Below are 23,359 nucleotides of genomic sequence, written 5' to 3' on the forward strand. Positions count from 1 at the left end.
CCAGCATGTCCGATAAAAAATTAAGTGCCTTGATCGCAGGCGGTGGCCTGGGTGGTTTGGCAACCGCCGCCGCTTTGGCTCAACGCGGCTGGGATGTCACTGTGCTGGAGCGCCAGTCTGAATTGCGCGCCAATGGCTCCGGTATTTATATCTGGGAAAACGGCCTGCGCGTTCTCAAAGCCTTGGGAGCGTACGAACAAGCGATTGAAGGCGCTTTCTACGGTAGTCACTTTGAGCAGCGCGATCTGAATAACGAGGTCATTGATTGCGGCCCCACACCGCCCGATCGCCGTCTGATTACCGTGATGCGCTCGCAACTGCTGAAATCCCTGGAGCAAGCGGGCAAACGCGCCGGCGTAAAGGTACGCACGAATGTGGAAGTCATCGCCGCCAGCGCACGCGGCGAAGTTCAACTGGCCTCGGGCGAGCGTTTACGTGCCGATCTGGTCGTGGGTGCTGATGGCATCTGGTCCCGTATCCGCCAATCTCTCGGTCTGGAACTGGTGCACGAGCAAACCCGCGAAGGGGCCTTGCGTACCATGATCACCCGCAAGCCAGACGACACTCCGGAGCAAGACGCTCAAAAATACATCGAGAACTGGAACGGTCTGCATCGCTTGCTGATTACGCCCGTCAGCGAAACCCAAACCTATCTGGCCTTAACGTGCCCGTACGACGATGTGCGTGCCAGCAATGTCCAGATCGACAAGGAATACTGGTCTGCCTTATTCCCACACTGGGCACACTTGATTGAACGCGCAGATGGCCCGGTCAGTTGGGGTCGTTACAGTGTGACGCGCTGCAAAACCTGGTCCAGTGGCCGTGCCGCGATTTTGGGCGACGCCGCCCACGCTCAACCGCCGAACCTGGGGCAGGGTGGGGGCATGGCCATGCAAAATGGCCTGGCTTTGGCCACGTTCCTGGAAAAGGTGCAGGATGCTCGCGATATCCCCGAAGCCCTGGAAGCCTGGGAAAACAACGAGCGCGAGATTGTAGAGCACTGCCAGAAGTGGTCCTGTCTATATGGTGAGATCAGCGCCTTGCCCGATGCCGTGCGTACTCAGGTCGTGCGTTCTGCCATGGCCAATCCCTGGAGCTACGCGCAGATTTTCCGCGCTGCCAGTCACACGCCTACGGGAACCGTCCAGGCAGAGCTCTGCTAGTATACTGACGGTCCGCTTGTCGCTCCGATTTCATGGAGCGACAAGCGCAGGATTGACTCTCCCAAGGCATTATGAGCAAAACTCCCGTCTCCATCCCTGACAGCAGCGTAGAAACCAATCTGGCCTTCCAGATGGCCAACATTATCTACAAGTTGGACCAAACGCTAAGATCGACCACCCTGCGTGAACACAATATGACCTATGTGCACTTTCGGGTCTTGCAGTACCTGTGGGATAAGGACGGGCGCAGCATCGGGGAAATTGCCAAGGCCATCGTGGTACATCAGCCGGTCTTGAGCCGGGTGATTGACCAAATGGAAGAACGCGAATTGGTGCAGCGCCGCACGGACGAAAACGACAGCCGCTATATGCGTGTGTACCTGAGCGAAACGGGCCGTGAGCGCTATGCGCAAGTCTGGCCCGCCGCCAAAGAAATGATTGATGATGCTCTGTCGGTGCTCAATCCGAATGAGCGCGAGGATTTGGGCCGTATGCTACGCAATGTCGCCGCCCATCTGGCGACCTGAGTCGCGCTTTAAGTCTTGGCCTGGCCCGTTAAATTGGCCCGAATCAAACGGCCCGCAATGGAGTCGGTATGGGGCAGATCGGGCAGGGCGTCACCTGGGCCAAACCAGCGCGCGTCATTGATTTCGTCAGCTTGAATGCGCAAATCACCCCCGGCGTACTCGGCGGTATAAGCCACCATTAAAGAATGTGGGAAAGGCCAGGACTGACTGCCGAAATACTGAATATTGTCCACGCGCAGCCCCACTTCCTCCATAACCTCACGGTGAATGGCTTCTTCCAGGTTTTCACCGGCTTCCACAAACCCGGCCAGAGCCGTGTAGCGCGCCGTCGCGTAAGTGGAGTGACTGGCCAACAAGATACGGTCCTTGTCGCGGATCAGTACCATCATGGCCGGGGAGATTCGGGGATAGGCCGAGAAACCACAAGAGGTGCAGCGAAAGCACAGTTCATGCTTCACTCGCTCCATGGCCGAACCGCACACACCACAGTAACGATGGCTGCGCGCCCATTCCGAGACTTGAAAAGCCCGATTCACCATACTGGCTTGATCGCCCAATTGCGACAGCACACCGCGCAAGTGACGGAAGGTAAAGCCATCCGGAGCCGGGGTCTCGGCCGCTACGTGGCAGGCAAAATCCTGACAATCGTCACCTGGAAAAAGAGCATGCCATTGCGCTGGCGCTAAATCCAGTGCGGGTTTGGCAGGAATCAAGGCTTGTCCTTCCTGGCTGCTGACCAATATTTCATTTCCACGAAAAATGAAATTCATGTGTTTTCTGTCCTTTAATAAGCCGCCTAAGAGCAGCACAGCGCTGGCTATTGTACGGGAAGGACGGAGGCAGAAAAAAGCGGAGAAAAACCCAAGGGGCCGAGCAGGGCATTCAGACAGCGGCCAGAAAAAACCGCCGTTTTAAAACCAGAAACACAACTGTCAAAAAGGTGACGTGTTACCTGGTCTTGTCGAGAAAATCCCAGGACAAAACCGGCAAGCCACCTAATTAGCAGACAGATAATTAAGCATGAATTTATTTAAAACTAGTGATTCGTTTTTAAACTTTTAAAACCGGATTAATTATTTATAAAAACCATTTCTTATTTTTGTTTTATTTTTTTATTTTAAAAATCGCTATTTTATTTTTATATATTAAGGCGGCTTATAAAGCGTCTGTATTTATTCCTGGCTTCACTAGACCACTTTCAGAAAAAATAGCCCTAGGGAGTTTGAGGATGATCAGAAAAGTCCACAAAAAAACCGCCTGGCCTGAGCAAGACGGTTTTCTTGAAAAAACCGCATAAAACCTGAGGTTTCACGCGGTTTAAGCAGACAGCACCTGCTGAAAAAAATACTGGCAGGCAGAAAATAAGGAACTGGCTGGTTTACTCGATGTTTTGGGTCTGTTCGCGCAGTTGCTCAATACACAGCTTCAAGTCGATAGAGGCGCGCGTCATGTCCATGCTGCCTGCCTTGGAACCCAAGGTATTGGCCTCACGGTTCATCTCCTGGAACAGGAAGTCCAAACGCTTGCCAGTGCTGCCTTGGCGCGTGCTTTTCTTGTTGGACGCCACGCTGGTATCGCCGTTCAGAATCAGTTCCAGCTCGGTCAAATGCGAACGCAAGCGGGCGATTTCCTCAGCCACATCAATGCGCAGGGAGAAAACAGCCGCTTCCTGCGCGACGCGGGCAGACAGTTCTTCGCCCGAAATCAGGGCGAAACCGTCCGGACTGGCTTGCAACAAGGCGTCATGCAAGCGAGTAGCAATCTTGTTCTTCTGCTCCGTCAGGATCGAGGGCAGGTGCTGCTCGACCTCGTCCACAATGACGCTCATGTCCTGGCGAATATCCAGCATGGCTTGTGCCAGCCGCTGGCCTTCGCGCTCTCGGGTCGCCTGAAAATCCTGCAAGGCCGCCTCGAAAGCCTGGCTGATCATGGGCAGCCAGATTTCGGGATCCATGCCCGAATTATTGCCGCTTTGATTGCTCAGCAAGGTATGAAGCTCGGGTGCAGGCAGATCGGGAATGGCCACGCGTGCCACTTGCAGCATCTGTGCTGTGCGTTCCACCGCCTCCATATCCAGGCTGCGTTGCTGATCCGTGCCGCTACGGGCAAAGTTGACCCGCAATTCCAGCTTGCCACGCTGTACGCCCTGGGCGGCCAGCTCGCGCAGCAGATTCTCCGCAAAACGCAGTTCCTCGGGCAAGCGCAGATTCAGGTCCAGAAAGCGGTTGTTGACGCTGCGCATCTCGATATTGATGGTGCCTGCTTCGGACTCGGCCTTGGCGCTGCCAAACGCGGTCATGCTACGGATCATGGGTGGGTCACTTTAAGAATGGAATAAAGCCGCCAATTGTACTCTCAGGTCCCGGCTTTGGCCGCGCCTCTTGCCGCGACAAAGCTCTATACTTTAGGCATTCAAGGCCTGTAAGGGCCGATTTTTTTACCAAATCTAAGGGCAGTCATGCTACGAATCCTGCATACAGCCGATTGGCAAATAGGTCGCCAGTACTCGCGTTTCGAGCTGGAGGACGCGGCCGCCCTGGCTGAGGCACGTTTCAAGGCCATTGAGAAGCTGGCAACGCTGGCTACCGAACATCGCGCCGATCTGCTTGTGGTAGCGGGCGATGTCTTTGATTCGCAAACCCTGAGCGATCGCAATCTGCGCCGCAGTTTCAATGCCATGGCGGGTTTCACCGGCCCCTGGCTGCTCCTGCCCGGCAACCATGACGCGGCCTTGAGCGAAAGTGTCTGGACACGCGCGCGCCGCTTGAACTGCATTCCAGATTATGTGCATGTGCTTGATACACCGGAGCTTTTTCTGCTGGACGAGCTCAAGCTTGCGGTCCTGCCAGCGCCGTTGACACAACGCCAGACTTATCAGGACTTGAGCGACTGGTTCGATCAGGCCGAAAGTCCGGCGGGTTACTGGCGTCTGGGCTTGGCGCATGGCAGCGTCAGTGGGGTGCTGGAGCATTTGGACAGCCATAACCTGATCGATCAAAACCGCGTACAACGCGCCAAACTGGACTATCTGGCACTGGGGGACTGGCACGGCACCGTCAAAATTAACGAGCGCTGTTACTACAGCGGCACGCCCGAGCCGGACCGCTTTCGGGATAACGACTCTGGCCAGGCTCTGCTGGTGGAAATCAGCGAACCGGGCGCAACACCTGTGGTTCAAGCCTTGCCGGTTGCCCAGCACCCTTGGCGCAGTATCCAGCACCATTTGAATGACGACACGGATCTGGACCTGCTGGAGCGGGAACTGAACGCCTTAGCGGATCAGAGCGTGGTGGAACTGGAGCTATCAGGTCAGTTAAGCCTGAGCGGTTTTGAGCGTCTGGAAAGTATTTTGGGGCAATCCCAAGCCCGTTGCCGCGCCTGGGACTGCCAGCGCGAGGCCTTGCGTCTGGCACCTTCTGAAGAGGATCTGGACGCCTTGCAAGCCGATGGCTACTTGCAGGCCGCGTTGAAACAGTTGCAGGAACTGCGTCACGGCAGCCAGCAGCAAGCCGCTGAAGATGCCTTGCTGATTCTGGCCGGTTTGCTGCGCGATAAGGAAGGTGGTCATGCACATTAAGTCCCTGCGCGTCGAGCAGTTCAAGCGCTTTCGCCAGCCCGTCTCACTGGACCAGCTGGAGCCGGGCCTGAACATTATCAGCGCCCCGAACGAGGCCGGTAAAAGCACCTTGGCCGAAGCCTTACGCACGGTGTTTTTCGAGCGCTATGGCACAGGTAGTCTGACAAAAATCCTGCCTTGGGGCGATTCCTCGGCCGCACCGGAAATCGAGCTGGATTTCAGCCTGAACGGCCAGGACATGCGACTGAGCAAGCGTTTCCTGAAGCGCAAACGCTGCGATTTATACATTGGCAATCAGCATCTGGACAATGACGAGGCCGAACAATACCTGGCCCAGCAAATGGGCTTTGAGTATGCCGCTAAAGGCAGCAGCCAGGCCCGTAACTGGGGCGTGCCGGGCCTTTTGTGGATTGAACAAGGGCAGGGCCAGGACCTGCGCAGCTCCGTTGAGCACGCCAGCGGCACCTTGCAGCAGGCTTTGGGTAGCGAAATCGCCGATTTGACTAGTGCAGACGGGGATTATCTGATCGCACAGGCCCAGCAACAGCTGGACCAATATGTGACCCAGGCTCAAGGACAGCCACGCGGCGTCTGGCTGGCAGCGCAGAAAGAAGCCAAGGAGCTGGAAGAGCAGTTACAGAGCCAGCAAGCCGCCTTGCAGCAGTACCAGCAATGGGTGGACGAACTGGCGCAGGCCCGTAGGCAAATTGCCCATGCCGAGGCTAAGCGCCCGTGGGAGCAGCTACGTGAGCAAGCCAAACAAGTGCAGGTTCAGTTACTTCAAGCCCGCCAATTGCAGGAACGGGCCAAGGAACTGCAACAGGCGCTGAACATGTTGGCCGAGCGAGAAAAGCTCTACCAACAAGCTGGGGAACGCGACCTGGAGTGGGCTCGCCAACGCAGCCAGCGCGCCGAGCAGGTCAAATCCTTGAGTACCAAGCTGGAGCAAGAGCAGGGCACGCTCAACAGCTTGAACCAGCGTCTGGAGCAGGCGCGCAGCCATAAAGACGCCAGCCTGCAGGAGCAGGAACGCGCCCGTACCTGGCAGCAATGGTTTCAAGATCAAGCCAGCTTTGAAGGCACGCAGCAGCAATTGCAGCAGGTGCAAGGGCAACTGGAAGAACTGAGCAAACTGGAAACCCAACTGGCGCAATGCGGGGCTGCCTTGGTACAGCTGAAAATCAGCGACGAGGCCCTGGACCAATTACGCCAGCAGCACCAGCTTATTCAGCGTTTGCAACACCAACTTGAGACGATTTCCACCGAATTGCAGATCGAACTGCAAGACGGCGCCAGCCTGTTGCTGGATGGGGCATCCATTCAGGGCCAGCACCGCGCCCACCTTAGCGCCAGCACCCTGATTGAGCTTCCCGGAATGGGCCAGTTGCGCATCATTCCCGGCGGCCGCGATCTGGGCAAGGTGGAGCAGCAATTGGCGCAAACCCAGCAGGAATATGCACAGGCGCTTGGCCAACTGGGTGGGAAAAGCCTGGAAGAACTGGAACGCCGCCGCGAACAATATCGGGAACAAGAGCAGCAGGACCGGCTGTTACGCAGCTCCATGAAAGCGCTGGCCCCGCAAGGCAAAGCACACTTGCAAGGTCTGGTTCAGGCGGCTCAACAACGCATCGCCCCGCAACGCCCGCAAGGCGAGGCCATTGAGGCCTCGGAATTGGGCCGTATCGCCCAAGCCGCCTCCATGGCCGAGCAGCAGTACCGCGCACTGGAAAGCGACTGGCATGATGCCCGCGAAGCCCTTGCCCGCACCCAGGCTCGTCTGGAGCAGGCCCAGGCTGAAGCCAATAGCCTGGAACAACAATGGGCTGACCCGCAACGCCAGCAAGCGCAGCAGGAGCGCGAGCAGCAATGGGGACAACTGCGCTTGCAACGCGAGCAGCAACTGGCCGATCAAAAAGCTCTGGAAGCCGAGCTGGCCGCCTTGCCCGTCTCGGTTCTGGAGCAGGACCTGCAACGTCTGGAGCGCAGCGCTCAACAACAGGAGCAAAGCTATAACGAGGCCCGACTGGCCGCGCAATTGGTCCAAACCAAGCTGGAGACCCATGGTGCTCAAGGCCTGGAAGAGCAGATCGACCAGACCTCGCTACGTCTGCACGACTGCCAGCGCCGTTGCGCCACCTACGAGCGCCGTGTCGCGGCCTTGCGCCTGTTGCTGTCTGTCCTGCGAGAGCAGCGCAATGCCTTGACCCAGCAATTGCACGAGCCTTTGCAAAAGCACATCAACCACTATCTGCGTCTGCTTTTGGGCAAGGCACGGGTGGAACTGGACGAATACCTGGCCCCACGCTGGCTGCAACGCGATAGCGGACAAGGGCTGGCCGACGACATTGACGGCTTGAGCTTTGGTGCACGCGAGCAAATCGGCCTGATCGCCCGTCTTGCCTATGCAGATTTGCTGCAACAGGCAGGCCGTCCCACCTTGCTGATTCTGGATGACGTGCTGGTCCACAGCGACAACGATCGCCTGGGGGCCATGAAGCGCATTATTCACGACGCCGCCCAACGCCATCAGATCCTGCTTTTCACCTGCCAGGCCGATAAGTGGATGGACATGGGTGTTGCGCTACGGCCCGTCCCGCAAGGCGTACAATAGGCGTTTTGAATTTTGTCCGGAGCCTAGCCTTGTCTGAAAACGCTACGATTGCACGTCCCTCGGGTCGATCTGCTGCACAATGCCGTCCTATCGAACTGGTGACCGGTTTTACCCGTCACGCCGAAGGCTCGGTACTGATCCGTCTGGGTGAAACCCATGTTCTGTGCAATGCCAGCGTGCTCGACAAAGTCCCTCCCTTTCTGAAAGGCAAGGAGCAGGGCTGGGTAACGGCGGAATACGGCATGCTGCCTCGCTCCACGCACACGCGCTCGGACCGTGAAGCGGCCCGTGGCAAGCAAAATGGCCGTACCCAGGAAATCCAGCGTCTGATCGGCCGCAGCCTGCGCGCTGTCTTTGATCTGAAAGCCCTGGGCGAGCGCACCATTCACATTGACTGTGATGTTCTGCAAGCCGACGGCGGCACCCGCTGCGCCAGCATCACTGGGGCCTGGGTCGCAGCCAGCCTGGCCGTACGCAGCCTGCAAGAGCAGGGCAAGCTGCAAGCCTCGCCCATTCTGGATCAACTGGCGGCCGTCTCGGTCGGCGTGTTCGAATCCAACCCCGTCCTGGACCTGGACTACCTGGAAGACTCCGCCTGCGGCGTGGACATGAATATCGTCATGACAGGCAGCGGTAATCTGGTGGAAGTGCAGGGCACCGCCGAAGGCCAGACCTTTGCACGCCCCACCTTGAACCGCTTGCTGGATCTGGCCGAGCAGGGCATTGCCGAGCTGATGCAAGCCCAGAAACAAGCCTTGCAGGGCTGATCGCGATGAAACGGGTCTGTCCTGCTCCCTGCGCGACACCGCCAGGTAGCGGGACAAACCGCTATTGGGACGCCGTCCCATGCAGCACACACTGCCTGGCACGGCGCCTTGCCATTTTTACTGAACAGGGCGCTTTGCCGCCTGCTGCGACTTATGAACACTGAATCCAAGCGTGTCGTCCTGGCCTCCAACAATGCCGGCAAACTCAAGGAGTTTTCCGCCATCCTGGCTCAGGCCGGTATCAGCATGGTTCCTCAAGGCCAATTGAACATTCCCGAGGCCGAGGAACCCTTTGCCACTTTTATCGAGAATGCGCTGGCCAAGGCCCGTCATGCCAGCCAATTAAGCGGCTTGCCCGCCTTGGCCGATGACTCCGGCCTCTGTGTGCGCGCCCTGGACGAAGCCCCCGGCGTATATTCCGCCCGTTTTGCCGCTCGCGAACTGGGCGGTGAAAAGTCCGATGCAGCCAATAACGCCTTGCTGGTCCAGCGTCTGCAAGGACAAAGCGACCGTCGCGCCTGTTATGTGGCTGTTCTGGTGTATGTGCGCCATGCCCAGGACCCACGGCCCATCGTGATTGAAGGCGTCTGGGAGGGGGAGATTCAGGATCAACCCGCTGGCGAGCACGGCTTTGGCTATGATCCTCACTTTTATCTGCCAGAGCTCAAGCAAACTGCGGCGCAGCTCTCTCCTGAAGTGAAGAACAAATACAGCCACCGGGCGCAAGCCATGCAAGCCTTGTTGGCCCGTCTGGCCGCCGAGTAACACCATGACTGTTTTCTCTCCCGAGGTACGCATCCGGCCTGGCTCCGGCCCGGCCACCTTGCTGCCCAGCCTGCCGCCCTTGTCCGTCTACGTGCACGTGCCCTGGTGCGTGCGCAAATGTCCATACTGTGACTTCAACTCACACGAAGCACCCGCTGAACTGCCCGAAAACGAGTATCTGGACGCTTTGCAGGCCGATCTGGAACAAACCCTGCCGCTGGTCTGGGGCAGGCAGGTAATTTCCGTATTTATCGGTGGTGGCACGCCCAGTCTGCTGTCAGCCCAGGCGCTGGACCGCATGCTGGCCTTGCTGCGCTCCCACCTGAACTTGCTGCCCGACGCAGAAATTACGCTGGAAGCCAATCCCGGTGCCTCGGAAGCCTCGCGCTTCATGGATTTTGCACACAGTGGCGTGAACCGGATTTCTTTGGGCATTCAGAGCTTTAACGATGAGGCCCTGAAAGCGCTGGGCCGTATCCACGACAGCCAACAAGCACGGCAGGCCATTGAAGCCGCCATGAAAGCCGTGGACCGCGTGAATCTGGATGTCATGTATGCCTTGCCGGGCCAGACCCCAGCGCAATCCGAGCAGGACATTTTGCAGGCCATGTCTTATGAGACCGAGCACTTGTCGCTCTACCATTTGACCTTGGAACCCAATACCGTCTTCGCGAAATACCCGCCGGTCTTGCCCAATGACGACGACAGCGCCGCCATGCAGGACCGCCTGATCGAGCTGACCGCCAGCCGTGGCTGGAACCAGTACGAGATCTCGGCCTACAGCAAGCGCGGTGGCCATAGCCGCCACAATCTGAATTACTGGGAATTTGGCGACTATATCGGCATAGGTCCGGGAGCCCACGGCAAGCTGTCCTTTCACGACCGCATTATCCGTACTGCTACCACCCGCAGCCCGGCGCAATGGATGCAGAACGCCATCAAGCGCGACGGCAGCCACTATGCGCACAATGCCCGTGTCACACCCAAAGACTTGCCCTTTGAGTTCATGCTGAACGTGTTGCGCCTGAAAGAGGGCGTACCCGCCCAGTACTTCCAGGAACGCACGGGTGTGCCCCTTGCGAACATCCTGCCCGTGATCAAGCGCAATATCGAGAAAGGTTTGCTGGCTTCCGATCCGGTTCGTATTCGAACCACCGATTTAGGCTGGCGATTCTTAAATGATTTACAGGAAGCATTCCTTCCTGATGAAGGTTCCTGACATTTAATTGTTTATTTAAGACATTTTTTATTGTGCATCTGCACAATTGCTCTACAATTAATTTCTGGTAAGTCCTATGCCATAACTACTTTATCGGTATTGCGCTGTTTGGATCAGATTCAGCGGCAATCCCGATAAACGTAATTAAGACCTGCCTTAGTGGGTTACACAATGATCCGCGCCACTCCTCCTCACTTTTTGTTAACGTCATTGACGCTGGAGTAACCATGTCCTCCCCCGAAGATGTTCTGAAGATCATCGCCGAACGCGAAATCACGTTTGTCGATTTCCGCTTTACCGATACCCTGGGCCGTGAGCACCACTTGACCACCCCCGCACACGCGGTGGACGAGGATCGCTTTGAGTCTGGTGTCGCCTTTGACGGCTCTTCCTTGCCTGGCTGGAAAGGAATCGAAGCCTCGGACATGTTGCTCATCCCGGACGCAAAAACCGCCCGTATGGACCCGTTCCGTGAAGAGCCCACCCTGATTCTGACCTGCGATGTGGTCGAGCCTTCCGATCTGAAAGGTTACGACCGCGACCCACGTTCGCTGGCCAAGCGTGCTGAAGCCTACCTGCGCTCCAGCGGTTTGGGCGATACCGCGTACTTTGGTCCCGAGCCGGAATTCTTCGTGTTCGACGGTATTACCTGGAACGACGACATGTCGGGCAGCTTCGTGAAGATTCGCTCTGAAGAAGCTCCCTGGTCGCGTGGTCTGGAGCTCAATGGCAATAACCTGGGTCACCGTCCTGGCGTCAAAGGCGGCTACGTTCCTGTTTCGCCTACAGACTCCTTTGCCGATCTGCGCGCTGAAATGTGTTTGCTGCTGGAACAGCAGGGCGTTCCTGTTGAAATCCACCACCACGAAGTGGCCGCTCCCGGCCAGCTGGAAATCGGTACGCGCTTCTCGACTCTGGTCGAGCGTGCGGACTGGAACCAGATCATGAAGTACACCATCCATAACGTGGCTCACGTTTATGGCAAAACGGCGACATTCATGCCCAAGCCCGTGGTCGGCGACAACGGTTCCGGCATGCACGTGCACCAGTCCATCTGGAAAGACGGCCAGAACCTGTTTGCCGGTAACGAGTACGCTGGTCTGTCCGAGTTCGCGCTGTTCTACATTGGCGGCATCATCAAGCACGCCCGTGCCCTGAACGCCATCACCAACCCCACGACCAACTCCTACAAGCGTCTGGTTCCGCACTTTGAAGCCCCAGTGAAACTGGCTTACTCCGCCCGTAACCGCTCGGCCTCGATCCGCATTCCTTACGTCAGCAACCCCAAGGCGCGTCGTGTGGAAGCCCGCTTCCCCGATCCAATGGCCAACCCATACCTGGCCTTCTCGGCCCTGATGATGGCCGGTCTGGACGGTGTGCAGAACAAGATTCACCCCGGCGATGCAGCCGACAAGAACTTGTACGATCTGCCCCCCGAAGAAGATGCAAAAATCCCAACCGTTTGTGTGTCGCTGGAACAGGCGATCGAGTCCCTGGACAAAGATCGCGAATTCCTGACCCGTGGCGGTGTGTTCAGCAATGAAATGCTGGACGCCTTCATCGAGCTGAAACAAGCCGAAATCACCCGTCTGCGTATGGTTCCGCACCCGGTCGAATTCGACATGTACTACAGCCTGTAAGATCGAAGGCACTGGTTTTGGCCAGTACGATCAAAAAGAGCGGCTTTCGGGCCGCTCTTTTTATTCTGCCCTTGGACGATTACCATACGCAGTCACCCAAACCTTATCGTCATGGAAGTAAAGATGGACCTGGTTTTTCAATGGAAACGGTTGGACGATCTGTCCACGCGGGAAATGTACTCAATCATCCAGGCTCGCGAGGCGGTGTTTGTGGTGGAGCAGGAGTGTGCCTACCAGGACGTGGACGGCCTGGACCTGGATTCCTGGCATTTGTCCGTGCTCAAGGACGGCGAGCTGGCTGCTTATGCTCGCGTTGTCGAACCGGGCCTGAAATATGATGAGCCTTCCATTGGCCGTGTCCTGACCTTGGCCAAGTTCCGTAGCCTGAAAATCGGCTACGCGCTAGTGGCTGAAGCGATCCGCTTTACGGAAGCTCACTACCCTGGCGCAGGCATACGCATTGGCGCACAGGCGCATTTGCAGAAGTTCTACGGCTCTTTAGGTTTTGAGCCTGTGGGCGAGATCTACGACGAGGACGGCATTCCTCATATTGATATGGTCAAAGCAGCTGTCATTGCTTGATATAGCGTCGGTTGCTGCAACGACGACCCAAGCTCAAACCCTACAAGGCCCCCAAGTTAATGGGTGTTTAATCCAGGCAAGGTGCCGATATCAGCTTGGGCCTTCAGATACTCAATCAAGGCACGTGCCGAGTTCGACAAGTGTCGTCGATGCGTATACGCCAGTACCAGACGCAAAGGGGCAGGCGGCAAGGGCAGGGGAACGGCAATCAGACGCCCTTGGGCGATCTCTTTCTCACATCCCTGCCGCACCAGAATCGCAAAACCCAGCCCTTTGACGGCGCCAGCTCCCGCCAGCAAACCGCTATTCACACGAAAGCGGCTGGGGACGTTCAAAATCTGAAAGCGACCATCGGGCAAGACAAACTGCCAGGCTTGGCCATCCAAAGCCGTATCGGTCGTAATGCAGGGCAACTGTTCCAACTCTTCCAGGCTGCTGGGCATACCGTATTGCTCGATCAAGGCAGGTGCCGCCACGACCTGGCAATCAAAAGAACACAATTCCTGCACCACCAGACTGCTGTCTGGCAGAGCACCCCGACACATCAATAAGGCCAGGTCAAAATCCTGCGCCAGCACACCAGGGCCTTCCAGGTTGGTTTGACAATGCAGTTCCAGATCCGGATGCTGGGCCGCAAAATCTGCCAGGACACCCGCCAATAGAAACGGCCCCACCTCGGATGGAATACAAATCCGCAAGCGTCCCGACAAACGGGTGCGTTGATCCAGCAAATCCTGTTCAGCCTGCTTTAAGGCTCCCCACCAGGGCTGAACGGTATCAAACAAGCCCTGGCCCACACTGGTCAAACGCAGTTGCCGGGAACTGCGCTCCAGCAAGCGCTGACCAATCTGCCGCTCCAGTTGCGCCACATAACGGCTGACATTGGAGGTCGGCAAATCCAGCACCTGAGCTGCAGCCGTAAAACTGCCACTTTCAGCTACCTGGATAAAAACCCGCAAGGCATTCAAATTCAGCTGGGGAGTCATGAGGTTATCCCGGTTTTGATAATTTAATATTCGAATTATAGAGACTACATATCAAAACAGCGAAGAATTAGGCTAGAGGCCTCTTTCTTTATGCGTATCGCCATGTCTGATTCTGAAGTGTTTCGTCCCCGGCTGCGTGCCCGTGCCGTGTCTTTTATCCAGTTTGTTCATGCTCTGGAATTCATGGCCTTGACGCCTTTGTTTGTCTGGATGGCAGTGGACTTTGATGTTCCTGCCACCTACGCCGGCTATGCCGCTTCCGCCTATATGGGCGGCGCCGCTTTATCGGGCGTCCTGGCTGCACGCTGGATGCACCGCGCGGCACTAAAGCCTTTACTGCTCCTGGCACTGATTCTCTTGGCCGTATTAACCGCTTTGGGGGCCATCAGCTCCGAATTCGGGCTATTTATCTTGCTGCGTCTGGGAGCTGGTTTGCTAGGTGGTTTTTTGATGAGCGCCGCAACGACTTTACTGCTGCATGGCATGAATGCCGAGCAGCGTACCGACGCGATTGCCATTGTGGTCAGCGCCTTTGCCTTGGTCAGTATCGCCGGAATGCCCGTCACCTTGTTCATCGCCGTAGAACTGGGCTGGCGTATCACCCTGATGACTCTGGCCGTGCTCTGCCTGCTTGCCGCCGCTATTGCTCATTGCTATCTGTCTTCCAACCCTTTCGTTGCAGCGCAACCCTCACAACTGGCTCTAGGTAAAGAGGCCTGGCGCTGGCTAAGCCTGCCGGCTATTGCGCAGGCAGGCTCACTATTACTGATCCCGGTCCTGATCCCCGTTTTGGCGCTACGCTACGACACTCAAGCACAGCAAATGCCTGTGATCTTCATGTTGGGCGGTGTCGCCGCCTTGATCGCCTCCCGCCTATCCGCTACGGGCATCAAAAAATGGGGCGAGACCCGTATCTCTGATCTGGGTACGTTGATCTTGCTCTTGTCCTTGATCATGCTAGCCCTGGGGTGGGGAACAGCTCACGTATTCATGATTCTGTTCATGACGGGCAGCTACACCCGTCTAGTCTGCGCCAGCGCCCGCAGTACCAGCTACCCCACTCAAGCTCAGCGGGGCCGCTTCATGGCTTTGCAAACCACAGGCAACCACATCGGCAGCTTCATTGCTCTGGCTATTCCCTCCCTACTGCTCCGCACCCTGGATGTATCCGTGCCAGAACTTCATGTCTTGCTGCTCCTGACAGCGTTTGTTGCCCTTGTTCTGCCCATTTTCATGCGATGTGCTGCCACCCAGCCCCTGAGACCTTACGATCAGGCAAAAACAATCGATCACTAACACTACTAAATCACTACACCTGCTTACTCACACTTCATGACACCTGGTTTAGGGTGTCAGATAAACGCTTGCATGAGCGTCAGGGGAGGGCTTCCGACAAACAGCATCACGTCAAAGGAGTCGCATATGGCTACACATAACGCCAAACACGCTGAGCTTTACCGCATGGTGACGGCAGAACATATCTGCCCCTTCGGACTTAAGGCACGCGCACTGCTCAAACGTAAAGGCTACGAGCTGGACGATCACTGGCTTAGGAATCGCGAAGAGATTGACGCTTTCAAGGCCAAGCATCAAGTCAGCACAACCCCCCAGACCTTTATCAATGGAAAACGGATAGGGGGCTATGACGAACTGGTCGAGTATTTCGGTGGGAAGGTCAAGGACAAGGATGCCGTCAGCTACACGCCCGTGATCGCCTTGTTTGTGATGGCTGGCTTGATGGCACTAGCTGTTTCCTGGGCGGCATTCGGACAGATTGTCCTGCTCCAGGCGCTGGAATGGTTTATTGCCATTGCCATGTGTTTGCTGGCCGTGCAGAAGCTCAAAGATGTGGACGGCTTTGCCACCATGTTCCTGAACTACGACTTGCTGGCCCAACGATGGGTGCGCTACGCCTATCTGTACCCCTTTGGAGAAGCAGTGGCAGGCGTGTTGATGCTGGCCGGTGCCCTGATGTGGCTGTCTGTGCCCATCGCCTTATTTATTGGCAGCATCGGTGCCTGGTCAGTGTTCAAGGCGGTCTATATCGACAAGCGCGAACTGAAATGCGCTTGCGTGGGTGGCGACAGCAAGGTGCCCTTGGGCTTTGTCTCTCTAACTGAAAACCTGATGATGGTAGCGATGGCAGTCTGGATGCTGATCAAGCCCTCCATCATCAGCGCTTAGAGGACACTCAGTTCACCGTCCACCCGGAAGAAAGCGAGAGCTATCAGTCCAATATGGCAGCATGGGGCACACTAGAGCTGCCGTACTTGCAACTACTACGCAGGCTCGCCACGCAAAAAGGCCTGGGCCCGTTGCGCCATGATGGCTTCGCGGCGGATGAAGTCCGCCACAAAGTCATTCACAGGACGATGATGCAGGCTGTAAGGCGTATCCCACTGGATGATCTTGCCAGCCTGCATCACACCAATACGATCGGCAATCGCAAAGGCTTCAGCCTGATTGTGGGTGACCAGAATCGCGGTAATGCCTGCGCTTTTCAGAATGTCGCGCACCTCAAACGCCAAGCGCTCGCGGGTATCCACATCCAGATTGGAAAACGGTTCATCCAGCAACAGCAGAGAGGGTTTGGGAGCCAAGGCGCGTGCCAAAGCCACACGCTGCTGCTGGCCACCCGACAATTCATGCGGATAGCGCTGCGCCAAACGGGCCAGATCGACCAGTTCCAGCATTTCCAGTACTCGGGCCTGACGCTGGGCTTTATCCCATTTGCGCAGACCAAAGGCCACGTTTTTTTCTACCGTCAGGTGAGGAAAGAGGGCGTAATCCTGGAACATCATGCCCACATGGCGGTCTTCCGGCGGCACTTGCTGAGACACAGCCGACAAGACACGGCCATTCAACAGAATATGTCCGGCACGCAAAGGCTCGAAACCGGCAATGGCCCGCAAGACCGTGGTCTTGCCACAGCCCGAGGCCCCCAGCAGACAGCCGATTTCCCCTTGGGGCAAATGCAGGCTGAGCTGGTCAACAACCGGCCGAAAACCTTCAGACGTTTCGTAGGACAGGGTAATCGCCTGCAAATCCAGAAAATCGTTCATGATGCGCGTGGGCCAGAGGCCATCAATTGAGTACGTGCCAATAAAATAACGGGGATCAAACCGGCCAGCACAATGGCCAAGGCGGCAACCGCGCCTTCCTCATAAGTCCCACGAGCCGCTTCCGCATACAGCCAGGTTGCCAAGGTCTCGAAATTCATCGGACGCAGCAACAAGGTCGCAGGCAGCTCCTTCATGGCATCAACAAAAATCAGCAAGGCAGCCGCGCCCATGGCGGGGCGCAGCAAGGGCAAGTGCACACGTTTCAGCGTCCCCGCCGGGGTTTCACCCAATAAACGGGAAGCCTGCTCCAGCGATGCCGGGATTCGAGCCAGCCCGGCTTCAATACCGCCAACCGAGATCGCCAGAAAGCGCAGGGTATAGGCCAACACCAAAGCCAGCGTTGAACCCATCAACAACAAACCCGTCGCCGAAACACCAAACCAGGACATGACTTGATTGTAGAAAGAGTCAAACATGACGAGGGGCGTCAACAGCCCAATCGCCAATACGGTTCCCGGAATGGCGTATCCCAGACTGCTGACACCTGCCAGAAAACGGGCCAGACGCGGTTTGCGTCCCGAACGTACTGCCCGAGCAGCCCAGGCGACGACCAAGCCACAAGATAGGGTCGCGATAGTGGCCAGCGCTGCGATATACAAGGTGTTCCAGGCGCTACTCAGCAATTGCGCCGACACACCGCCCGCCAAGCTCACATGCTTGATGGTCTCATTCAACAAATACAGGGATGGGGCCACAAAGCCCACCAGCACGGGCGCTACACCCAAAGCAATGGCGATACAGGCAGCGGAGCCTTTCAACCGGGTAGGTCGAATGGGTTCGGAACGCTGATTACTGGAATAGGCTTGGCGGCGGCGACCATAACGCTCGATGCTGATCAACGCCGCCACCAGACAGAGCATGGAAACAGCAATTTGCGCGGCACCCGCCAAATCCGAGCGCGTTACCCAGGTGGTGTAAATAGACACCGTCAGGGTCTGCACGCCCAGAAACTCGGAAGCACCAATATCGTTCAGGGTTTCCAGCAAAGCCAGGCTGACACCCACTGCAATCGCAGGGCGGGCCATAGGCAACACGACCCGGAAAAATACGCTGCGGCCCGATTCACCCATAATGCGGGCAGCCTCCAGCAAGCTGGCCGATTGTGTCGCAAACATGGCGCGCGTGCTCAGGTATACATAGGGGTAGAGCACTGAACCCAGCAGAAAAATTGCGCCACCCAAAGAGCGCAGATCTGGCAAACGGAATTCACGCGGGCTGCTATAGCCCAAGACATAGCGAATGGCAGACTGAATCGGGCCAATCGGATGCAGCAAATCCAGATATGCAAAGGCCACGATATAGGTCGGCACTGCCAGCGGCAGCAACAAAGCCCATTGCAAGATCCGTCGTCCGGGAAACTCGTAGGCGGTAATCAGCCAGGCCGACCCCACTCCCAGACAGCTCACCACCACGCCGACTCCCAGGAGCAGCAGCAAGGTATTGCTCATGGCTTGAGGCAGAACGAACTGGAACAAATGCGACCAGTGCTCAGTCGAGCCGCCTAAGGCGTGGGTCAGCAGGGTAATCACAGGCGCTGCCACGATCAGGGCAATCACAGCGGCAGCCAGGGACCAAAAGGGCAGACGACGAAAAAAGGGCATTATGAAAGGCTAGGTATTACAGGCGCTTAAATGCGCGACGACCGCCGCTCTGATTTCTCAAAGCTGGCGGTCGTAGAAAAAGAGTAGGGCGATTTTAGTTGTCGAAGCCAACTTTATCTACCAACTCGCTGGCTTGTTTGCGATGTTTGGCGATTTCAGTCAATGGCAAAGGATCAATCGTCATGGGGCCGAAGCTGGCAACCACGGGGTCCAGCTCAACACCGGCGCGCACGGGGTATTCGTAGTTGGCCTTGGCGTACAGGCTCTGGGCTTTCTCGGAAACCAGGTACTCCAGCAGTTTGACAGCGTTGTCCTTATTAGGAGCGTGCTTGGCCACAGCGGCACCGGAAATATTCACGTGTGTGCCACCGCCCTTGGTATCAGCAAAGGTTGGACGCACCACATTGATGGCTTCGCCCCATTTGTAGGCATCGCTACCAGGCTCGGAGTTTTTCATGCGGCCCACGTAGTAGGCGTTGGCAATACCTACATCACAAATGCCGCCCAGAATGTCGCGCGCTACGTCACGGTCACCACCGGCAGCCTTGCGGCCCAGGTTGTCTTTCACGCCACGCAGCCACTGTTCCGTCGCTTCTGCACCGTTATGCGCAATCATGGCGGCGACCAAGGCTGTGTTGTAGGGGTGCTGGCCGGAGCGAATACACACCTTGCCTTTCCATTTTGGATCGGCGAAATCTTCGTAGTGAATGCTCTTCACATCCACGTCTTTAGCCACATAGGCCACGCGATCGCGCAAGGACAGGGAGTACCACTGTTTGTCGGCACCGCGCAGATTGGCGGGAATGGCGCCGTCCAGAGTGGCGGACTCAACGGGCTGAGTAATTCCGGCTTCCACCAGATCCAGCAGATTACCGATGTCCACCGTCATCAGAATGTCGGCAGGGGACTTGTCGCCTTCGGTTTTCACGCGCTCGATCAGGCCATCTTTCACAAACACGGTATTGACCTTTACGCCTGTGTCTTTGCTGAAGGTTTCCAGCAGAGGAGTAATCAGGCCAGGTTCGCGAGTGGTGTAGAGGTTGACTTCGCCAGAGGCAAAAGCCGCCATCGACATAGTACCCATAGCGGACAGAAGCAAAGCTTGGGTCAGGGCACGGCTACGAAGAGTAAAGCGCATTATCAACACTCCAAAACAGGCGTAAATAGCGTAAAAACCGGCTGGAAGCCAGAAAATGTGAATGATTATCAAACGTATGCAGAAACTAGGCAAGAGCTATTTGAATGTAGGCCCGTTTCCAGGCTGGAAATCGCCATACTGCCTGTGCCAAAGCAGGAGAATGGCGGCTCATGGAACTTAATGGTAAGTCCTGATTGCGATCAAATCGTATTGCTGAATGAGCATGGATTTACCTGGGGAACTCGGTACAATGGACAAATATTTGCTTACTGATCCGGGCAATGTTGCCCCTCTATACGACAACTAACATGGCAGCTTTCAATACCGAACAAGTGCTCAGCGTCCACCACTGGAACGACACCCTGTTCTCATTTACCACCACCCGCGACGCCGCCCTGCGTTTTCATAATGGGCACTTTGTAATGATCGGTCTGGAAGTCGATGGCAAGCCGCTGATGCGCGCTTACAGTATCGCCAGCGCCAACTACGAAGAAAATCTGGAATTTCTCAGCATCAAGGTACAGGACGGTCCATTGACCTCGCGCCTGCAACACCTGAAAGAAGGCGACACCATTCTGGTCAGCCGCAAACCCGTTGGTACGCTGGTAATTGACGACCTGCGCGCAGGCCGCAATCTGTTCCTGTTTGGCACTGGCACCGGTCTGGCTCCGTTCATGAGCATCATCAAGGACCCCGACACCTACGAGCGTTTTGAAAAGGTGGTACTGGTTCACGGCGTGCGTTTTGTCAGCGAACTGGCGTACTCGGATTTCATCCAGAATGAATTGCCGCAGAACGAATACTTTGGTGAAGTGGTACGCGAAAAACTGCTGTATTACCCCACTGTCACCCGCGAAGAGTTCCGCAATACCGGCCGCATTACCGACCTGATCGAGACCGGCAAGCTGTGCGAAGACCTGGGCATTCCTCAACTGGATCCCGCTCAGGATCGCGCCATGTTGTGCGGCAGCCCCGCCATGCTGGCCGATATCAGCGCCATGCTCGATAAACGCGGTTTTGAGGTGTCGCCCGGTGTAGGTCAACCCGGTGACTACGTGATTGAACGCGCCTTCGTGGAAAAATAATCACGCCAAGATCTGTTAATTTTAGCTATAGGCGCTTAAACTCTGATAGTACAACACTCATCAGAGGTTTCTTATGACTAAGCAAGTTGTCTTCACCGATGCCGCTCCGGCTGCCGTAGGCCCATACTCTCAGGCCATTATTGCTTCGGGCGGCAAGACAGTATTTCTGTCTGGCCAAATCGGTCTGGAGCCTGCCACAGGCGAACTGGTATCTGAAAATTTTGAAGGTCAGGTACGTCAGGCATTTGCCAACCTGGAAGCTGTGGTCAAAGAAGCTGGCGCCAACCTGAGCGACATCGTCAAACTGACGTTGTTTTTGACAGATCTGTCCCGTTTTGCCAGCGCCAACGCCATCATGGCCGAACTGATTCCCCAGCCTTTCCCCGCACGCTCCACCATCGGTGTGGCCAGCTTGCCCAAAGGCGCTCAGTTTGAGGTCGAGGCTATCCTCAATTTCTAAAGACGTATTGCCATGACCGCAGGTCGGCCTGCGCCTCAGGCCAAACGGGCTGCGCCACGCAAGGCGCTCAGTCTGGACCAGAAGTTTGAAAAGCTCGGCCTACGAGAGCCTGCCGACTTCGTGGTCCATCTTCCTTTGCGCTACGAGGACGAGACTCAGGTCGAGCCCATCGCCCATCTCTACCCTGGCAAGATGGCGCAAATTGAAGGTCGTATTCTTAGTACGGATGTTCAGGCTCGTCCCCGTGCGCAGCTCCATGCCCGTATTGCCGACGAAAGTGGCGAGCTGGCCTTGCGCTGGCTGCACTTTTACCCCAGCCAGCTCAAGCAGCTGCAAGGGGATTTGCCCCTGCGAGTACGCGGCGAAGTGCGCCAGGGCTTTCATGGCCTGGAAATGGTGCACCCCAAAGTCACCAAAGCCGGCCAACCCCTGGCCCGCGCCTTGACCCCTGTTTACCCCACGACAGATGGCTTGAGCCAGGTACAGCTGCGCAAAGCCATTGCCGATGCGCTCAATAATGCGGACCTGCGCGACACCCTGCCTGAAGAAGTTCGTAGCGAATATGGCCTGATGCCCTTTAACGAGGCTATCCGGCTTTTGCATTACCCACCGCCCGAGCTCAGCTACGACGATTTGTTCGAACACGGCCATCCGGCCTGGAGCCGCATCAAGTTTGATGAATTGCTGGCGCAGCAGTTGTCCCTGGCGCAGGCCCGTGCTGCGCGTCAGGCTCAACGTGCCAAGCCTATGCGTGAAGGCAATAGTGATCTGGCTAAAGCCTTGCTGGCTTCGTTGCCCTTCAAGTTAACGGCCGCTCAGAAACGCTGCGTCAAGGAAATCAGCGCGGACATGAAGCGTTCGTATCCCATGCACCGGCTGTTGCAGGGAGATGTAGGCAGCGGCAAAACCATTGTGTCGGCCATTGCCGCCGTGCAAGCCATTGCCAGCGGTTTTCAAGTAGCCTTGATGGCACCGACTGAAATTCTGGCCGAGCAGCACTATCTGAAAATGCGTGCCTGGCTGGAGCCTTTGGGCGTCGAGCTGGCCTGGTTAAGCGGCAGCTTGGGCGTCAAAGCCAAACGTCTGGCTTATGAAGCCATCAGCTCCGGACAAGCCAGACTGGCCATCGGCACCCAGGCCCTGATTCAGGACAATGTGCAGTTCCAGCAATTGGGCTTGGTGATTCTGGATGAACAACACCGCTTTGGTGTTGGCCAGCGTCTGGAACTGAACCGCAAAGGGGATGCGCAGGACAAGAAAGGTCAGGCCTACTTGCCGCATCAGCTCAATATGAGTGCCACACCTATCCCGCGTACCTTGGCCATGGCTTTTTTTGCCGATCTGGATGTTTCCGCGATTGACGAGCTGCCCCCAGGCCGCAGTCCCATCATTACCAAGCTGGCCGCCGATAATCGCCGTGATGAAATCATGGCGCGCGTCCGGGCTGAAGTTGCCCAAGGTAGACAAGCCTATTGGGTCTGCCCCTTGGTCGAGGAAAGTGAAGCCCTGCAATTGCAAACCGCCGTCGATACCCATGCGGCTCTGGAACAAGCCTTGGCCCCCTTGCGAGTAGGCCTGATTCATGGCCGCTTGTCCTCAACGGAAAAAGCGGACGTCATGGAAGCGTTCCGTAGCGGCAATCTGGACGTGCTGGTCGCAACCACCGTGATTGAAGTCGGTGTAGACGTGCCCAATGCTTCTTTAATGATTATTGAACACGCCGAGCGCTTCGGCCTGGCCCAACTGCACCAACTACGCGGCCGGGTAGGGCGGGGACAGATTCAATCCGTTTGCGTCTTGCTGTACCAGGCACCGTTGTCGGCCATTGCCCGCCTGCGTTTGCGCGCCATGTATGAAACCACCGATGGCTTTGAAATTGCCCGCCGCGACCTGGAACAACGCGGCCCGGGCGAGTTCATGGGCATGCGCCAATCCGGGCAGGCAGGCTTGCGTTTTGCCAGCCTGGAGTCCGATGAAGATTTGATCGAGCAGGCCCAAACATTGGCCAGCACCTTTCGCCGTGATTATCCAGACCACGCTCACCACCATTTACAGCGCTGGATGAAGGGCCGGGAAGAATTACTCCGTAGTTAACCCAAGGTCTTAATGCTGTTTT

Annotated in this window: 20 protein-coding genes; 14 read left to right on the forward strand and 6 right to left on the reverse strand. The window is 56.6% G+C overall.

Annotated features, from left to right (window positions below; all coding sequences use genetic code 11):
- Positions 1 to 5 precede the first annotated feature (5 nt).
- Together OSH04_RS00090 and OSH04_RS00095 are read left to right on the forward strand one after the other, a co-directional pair.
- Complete coding sequence (locus OSH04_RS00090) at positions 6 to 1,163, forward strand: FAD-dependent oxidoreductase (protein WP_266107696.1); 1,158 nt, start codon at positions 6 to 8, stop codon at positions 1,161 to 1,163.
- A 71-nt stretch (positions 1,164 to 1,234) separates the two neighbouring features.
- Positions 1,235 to 1,690, forward strand: a complete 456-nt coding sequence (locus OSH04_RS00095; protein ID WP_009453901.1) for a MarR family winged helix-turn-helix transcriptional regulator — start codon at positions 1,235 to 1,237, stop codon at positions 1,688 to 1,690.
- An 8-nt stretch (positions 1,691 to 1,698) separates the two neighbouring features.
- Here OSH04_RS00095 and nudC read toward each other — a convergent pair whose 3' ends face one another.
- Together nudC and OSH04_RS00105 are read right to left on the reverse strand one after the other, a co-directional pair.
- The gene (nudC, locus tag OSH04_RS00100) at positions 1,699 to 2,460 is read right to left on the reverse strand and encodes an NAD(+) diphosphatase (protein ID WP_266107697.1); all 762 of its coding nucleotides are present in this window, start codon (positions 2,458 to 2,460) and stop codon (positions 1,699 to 1,701) included.
- 608 nt (positions 2,461 to 3,068) lie between these two features.
- A complete protein-coding gene (locus OSH04_RS00105; protein ID WP_035271528.1) occupies positions 3,069 to 4,001 on the reverse strand; it encodes a YicC/YloC family endoribonuclease in 933 nt (310 codons plus the stop codon).
- A 147-nt stretch (positions 4,002 to 4,148) separates the two neighbouring features.
- On the opposite strand from OSH04_RS00105, the gene OSH04_RS00110 reads away from it, so the two are divergent.
- From OSH04_RS00110 to OSH04_RS00140, 7 genes are all read left to right on the forward strand, one after another.
- Entirely contained in the window at positions 4,149 to 5,267 is a 1,119-nt protein-coding gene (locus OSH04_RS00110; RefSeq protein WP_083053531.1) for a metallophosphoesterase family protein, read from the forward strand.
- Positions 5,257 to 7,878: an AAA family ATPase gene (locus tag OSH04_RS00115; RefSeq protein ID WP_266107698.1), complete on the forward strand. Its 2,622-nt coding sequence runs from the start codon at positions 5,257 to 5,259 to the stop codon at positions 7,876 to 7,878. Before OSH04_RS00110 ends, OSH04_RS00115 begins: the two co-directional genes overlap by 11 nt.
- 29 nt (positions 7,879 to 7,907) lie before the next feature.
- Positions 7,908 to 8,645, forward strand: a complete 738-nt coding sequence (gene rph, locus OSH04_RS00120; RefSeq protein WP_026482596.1) for a ribonuclease PH — start codon at positions 7,908 to 7,910, stop codon at positions 8,643 to 8,645.
- Between the two features lie 153 nt (positions 8,646 to 8,798).
- Positions 8,799 to 9,410, forward strand: coding sequence for an RdgB/HAM1 family non-canonical purine NTP pyrophosphatase (gene rdgB, locus OSH04_RS00125; protein ID WP_009453909.1), 612 nt, complete (start codon positions 8,799 to 8,801; stop codon positions 9,408 to 9,410).
- 4 nt (positions 9,411 to 9,414) lie between these two features.
- Complete coding sequence (gene hemW, locus OSH04_RS00130; RefSeq protein WP_060185057.1) at positions 9,415 to 10,629, forward strand: radical SAM family heme chaperone HemW; 1,215 nt, start codon at positions 9,415 to 9,417, stop codon at positions 10,627 to 10,629.
- A 227-nt stretch (positions 10,630 to 10,856) separates the two neighbouring features.
- The gene (glnA, locus tag OSH04_RS00135; protein WP_021446603.1) at positions 10,857 to 12,269 is read left to right on the forward strand and encodes a type I glutamate--ammonia ligase; all 1,413 of its coding nucleotides are present in this window, start codon (positions 10,857 to 10,859) and stop codon (positions 12,267 to 12,269) included.
- A 123-nt stretch (positions 12,270 to 12,392) separates the two neighbouring features.
- The gene (locus tag OSH04_RS00140) at positions 12,393 to 12,851 is read left to right on the forward strand and encodes a GNAT family N-acetyltransferase (protein ID WP_247966815.1); all 459 of its coding nucleotides are present in this window, start codon (positions 12,393 to 12,395) and stop codon (positions 12,849 to 12,851) included.
- Between the two features lie 56 nt (positions 12,852 to 12,907).
- Here OSH04_RS00140 and OSH04_RS00145 read toward each other — a convergent pair whose 3' ends face one another.
- The gene (locus OSH04_RS00145) at positions 12,908 to 13,837 is read right to left on the reverse strand and encodes a LysR family transcriptional regulator (RefSeq protein WP_239054254.1); all 930 of its coding nucleotides are present in this window, start codon (positions 13,835 to 13,837) and stop codon (positions 12,908 to 12,910) included.
- A 102-nt stretch (positions 13,838 to 13,939) separates the two neighbouring features.
- On the opposite strand from OSH04_RS00145, the gene OSH04_RS00150 reads away from it, so the two are divergent.
- Together OSH04_RS00150 and OSH04_RS00155 are read left to right on the forward strand one after the other, a co-directional pair.
- The gene (locus OSH04_RS00150) at positions 13,940 to 15,133 is read left to right on the forward strand and encodes an MFS transporter (RefSeq protein WP_266107699.1); all 1,194 of its coding nucleotides are present in this window, start codon (positions 13,940 to 13,942) and stop codon (positions 15,131 to 15,133) included.
- A 126-nt stretch (positions 15,134 to 15,259) separates the two neighbouring features.
- Positions 15,260 to 16,021, forward strand: a complete 762-nt coding sequence (locus OSH04_RS00155; RefSeq protein WP_266107700.1) for a MauE/DoxX family redox-associated membrane protein — start codon at positions 15,260 to 15,262, stop codon at positions 16,019 to 16,021.
- 95 nt (positions 16,022 to 16,116) lie between these two features.
- Here OSH04_RS00155 and OSH04_RS00160 read toward each other — a convergent pair whose 3' ends face one another.
- From OSH04_RS00160 to OSH04_RS00170, 3 genes are all read right to left on the reverse strand, one after another.
- On the reverse strand, positions 16,117 to 16,899 hold the full coding sequence (locus OSH04_RS00160) for an ABC transporter ATP-binding protein (RefSeq protein WP_035271544.1): 783 nt from the start codon (positions 16,897 to 16,899) through the stop codon (positions 16,117 to 16,119).
- Entirely contained in the window at positions 16,896 to 18,560 is a 1,665-nt protein-coding gene (locus tag OSH04_RS00165; protein ID WP_088452868.1) for an ABC transporter permease, read from the reverse strand. Before OSH04_RS00165 ends, OSH04_RS00160 begins: the two co-directional genes overlap by 4 nt.
- Before the next feature lie 94 nt (positions 18,561 to 18,654).
- Entirely contained in the window at positions 18,655 to 19,698 is a 1,044-nt protein-coding gene (locus OSH04_RS00170) for a Fe(3+) ABC transporter substrate-binding protein (protein WP_026482587.1), read from the reverse strand.
- A gap of 308 nt (positions 19,699 to 20,006) precedes the next feature.
- On the opposite strand from OSH04_RS00170, the gene OSH04_RS00175 reads away from it, so the two are divergent.
- The 3 genes from OSH04_RS00175 to recG all read left to right on the forward strand — a co-directional run bounded on the left by OSH04_RS00175 (position 20,007) and on the right by recG (position 23,337).
- Complete coding sequence (locus OSH04_RS00175; RefSeq protein WP_042480593.1) at positions 20,007 to 20,783, forward strand: ferredoxin--NADP reductase; 777 nt, start codon at positions 20,007 to 20,009, stop codon at positions 20,781 to 20,783.
- 73 nt (positions 20,784 to 20,856) lie between these two features.
- Positions 20,857 to 21,243, forward strand: a complete 387-nt coding sequence (locus OSH04_RS00180) for a Rid family detoxifying hydrolase (protein WP_026482586.1) — start codon at positions 20,857 to 20,859, stop codon at positions 21,241 to 21,243.
- 12 nt (positions 21,244 to 21,255) lie between these two features.
- Complete coding sequence (gene recG / locus OSH04_RS00185) at positions 21,256 to 23,337, forward strand: ATP-dependent DNA helicase RecG (protein ID WP_060185065.1); 2,082 nt, start codon at positions 21,256 to 21,258, stop codon at positions 23,335 to 23,337.
- Positions 23,338 to 23,359: the final 22 nt, after the last annotated feature.

This window comes from Alcaligenes nematophilus, from assembly GCF_026344155.1.
In the GTDB taxonomy this organism is placed as follows: domain Bacteria; phylum Pseudomonadota; class Gammaproteobacteria; order Burkholderiales; family Burkholderiaceae_B; genus Alcaligenes; species Alcaligenes phenolicus.